The organism is Endozoicomonas sp. SESOKO3, from assembly GCF_024606255.1.
The window spans coordinates 1-2,958 of the sequence record NZ_JAHHPR010000184.1 but is presented as its reverse complement, the minus strand read 5'-3'; the positions used below and the strand labels follow the sequence as shown (position 1 = coordinate 2,958).

At 44.4% G+C, this 2,958-nt stretch carries 3 protein-coding genes; all 3 read left to right on the top strand.

Going from position 1 to position 2,958, the window contains the following annotated elements:
• Nucleotides 1-287: 287 nt before the first annotated feature.
• The 3 genes from KDK18_RS03235 (at nucleotide 288) to KDK18_RS03225 (ending at nucleotide 2,346) form a co-directional block, all read left to right on the top strand.
• Nucleotides 288-1,001 carry a hypothetical protein gene (locus KDK18_RS03235; protein ID WP_257253177.1) on the top strand — a complete coding sequence of 238 codons (714 nt, stop codon included), beginning with the start codon at nucleotides 288-290 and terminating at the stop codon, nucleotides 999-1,001.
• 285 nt (nucleotides 1,002-1,286) lie between these two features.
• Nucleotides 1,287-1,658: a c-type cytochrome gene (locus tag KDK18_RS03230; RefSeq protein ID WP_257253175.1), complete on the top strand. Its 372-nt coding sequence runs from the start codon at nucleotides 1,287-1,289 to the stop codon at nucleotides 1,656-1,658.
• 142 nt (nucleotides 1,659-1,800) lie between these two features.
• On the top strand, nucleotides 1,801-2,346 hold the full coding sequence (locus tag KDK18_RS03225; RefSeq protein ID WP_257253173.1) for a hypothetical protein: 546 nt from the start codon (nucleotides 1,801-1,803) through the stop codon (nucleotides 2,344-2,346).
• Nucleotides 2,347-2,958 lie beyond the last annotated feature (612 nt).

Below are 2,958 nucleotides of genomic sequence, written 5' to 3'. Positions count from 1 at the left end.
ATTGCGTTTCTCCGGTTGGATCTTAAAAAAAGTTTGATACGACTTGCTGCTTTGATATAATTGGAACAGAATTAAATAAATATTAAAGTGAGTCTCATGGAGACAGTAGCCTTTGAGGTGGTTTTTCTACAAACTCGTTAACTGGCAGAATAGGAGAGAAATCTCTGCAACCAAAAAGCAAGCAAGCAAGCAAGCAAAACGAAAAAATAAATCATTATATCTGTGGAAGACTGGTAAGATTATTATATTCTTCAAAAGTAAAATCTAAACCCAAGAGTTTAAAAGTCATGCAGATTTTCTCTACAATTTTCATTTCGTTCATATTAATTTTTCCATCCCCCAATGTCTTTGCAATCAAAATAAGCAAAGAAACTATAGATCAAGGACGACAGCTTATAGGCGACATAAACAGTAGAGGAACTCAATTTCTGGAACTGGCTGAAAGAGTCCAGACTATCATAAAAAGTCATGGGCCTCAGTCCATTTTTATCATCATTCCTCACTTAGTATCTATGAATGAATCTATAGAAAAAGTTGTATCATCGTTATCAATCAGCCAAGCTTATTTAACTTCGCTTAGAACAACAGTCGAGAGTGATCCTGAATGGAAATTTAAAAAGGCTCTTAAGGCGATAGCATTACCCACTGGAACACCAGGGCAATCAATAGCAGTAGGTAAATTGGGTGACATTGCTGGCTTCCCGGTAGACACAGGTATTTTAGCCGTTTTTCAAGAACAGGACGATGGCCTAACCGAATTAGCCAAGAAGACAGATAAAGATCATTTTGAATTTATACAGAAAGTTTTATCATACAAAACTTTAAACGAAAGTCTAAAAGAACATATTGATCAACATGGCATCGATGACGTATCAAAGATTTGGTGTCATCTGGAAGAAATAAATAAACTCCTGGATGAATTAATTACTCTCACTAAGTCTTTCCCAATGAACTTTAAATTGTTTTTAGAACAAGCTTTTACTCATTTTAGTAGTCCCTGAATTCAACAAGCTGTTGGACAAACCAGCTAAATCGGGTAGCTGGAGGTTCCTGACCTGCTACCCGCATCACCACGACATGTGGGTCCGCACTTTGCAGTCAGACTGCCTCAGCACAACCCCTCAGGAGATTGTACTTGCTTTATGCTAGTGGTTATTATCAATCGCAGGATCCGATGCTGGTTTACCCGCAGGGGACTTTCACCCCATAAGTTCATGCCCATGCCGGGCGTACTACCTGGCTCTTATCTCCATTGGGTGATTTAGAGAGGTCTCTTGGGAAACATTATGAACATTAAGCCCTGGCTGCCAATCAGTCTGTTCTCTGCTGTTCTGCTGGCCGGGTGCGACCTGTCAGGAAACAAAAGCTCTGAATTTCGTCCGGTTGAAATGACTCCGAGACTGGAAGCTGCGAAAAATAAGGCCCTGGCTCTATGCTCCGGATGCCACGGCCCCAGCGGCATAGGCACGGCTGACATCAATCCTAATCTGGCCTGCCAGAAGAAAGTCTACATGGTGAAGCAGCTGAATGATTATCGGAAGGGTCAGCGTGGCAATCATATCCCCATGATCAATATTGCCAGGATGCTGACCGAGGAAGAGGTAGACGCCATTAGTGAGTGGTATTCGCTGCAAAGATGCCCCAACGACTCCTTGTAGGAGCCTGATAAAAGGCTCCCTCTCTCTTCAGGGAAGAAGTTAGCCATACTGACTTATCGGTCAGTGACCTGTCTTTTCACCCTATGCCATACTTTTCGTCGTGAAAAACCAACCTACTCATGGATTATCAAGGAGGTATGCCATGACTCACGGAATAGAGGCAAAGTGTTCACCGCCACCAGCGCTTCAGGCTCGCGTGATAAATGAAAAGCTCACTGATCAGCTGGCGGAAAAAACCGCTAATGCTCTGATTTCGGCTGGAGGCAAAGCGCTTGAACAAGTGGGGGCAAGAGCCAAAAAAACCTTTATGGGGCTGTCTGTGGACAGTATCAAAGTCCCGACCTTCATAAAGGACAAGATTCAATCCATCGGAACCTCCAAAGCCTGGAAGAGCCTCACGCAGTACTGTGTACGCATTAATGAATCCTGGGGCACCGTTGCCCGCTGGGGCATGGGTGGAGCACTGATCGGGAGCTTGCTCTTTGGATCGACGTTGGGAGCTGCGTTTGGCATGGGTGCGGGCGGTGCGGTCGGACTTTATAACGCCACCAGTACCTGGTTAGACGTTACCAAACAACAGGAGCAGGCCGACCAGGACGCCGCCAAACTGCAAAGATACATGGATCTTTATGGAGATATTAATCCTGATGAGCCTTACCAACTGATACCAGAGCATGTTCACAATTAAAAGGATAATGCGTGGCATTTTGCCAATGCCACGCTTACCCCTTCAAGAGTGACATTTCACACTGAACCCGTGAACTTTTTTTCCCGTTGATTGTCCAAATGATCAACCTGTCAAAGAGTGAGTTATTATGAGTTTCGGATTAACACCAACAAGCGCTGCTAAAAACAGTACGACACCTCAACCGCAGCTGTATTCTGTGGCTGAGCTCAATTCAGAAACGACAACGAATCAATCTGCCTTGAAACAGGAGGTCACAAGGTATGTTTCATCCGCTGAATATTCTCATGCACATGCGCAATCAGGCCCAAATATTAGAGACCGGAGAGCAACTTCTGCCAAGGTGTCTTTTGCTCAAGCGTTTCAGCACCCGACAGAAAACACGGGAAGTGCGAATACTCCGCCAACTGGCTCAATCAATGATTTCAATAGGGTTTGTGAGCAGATCATAAAAGATTGTCCGGATTCAAGGAAAGATGACCTAACGAAGGCCTTTCAGCGTCTGAAATCACTTATGGAAAATGCTCCCCCGAGTTCGGAAGCCCTTTTGCAAATGGCAAATTGTCTCAGAATGATCGGCAAAAGTGAGCAAGAGTGTGAGGCGTGGTTCGAAAA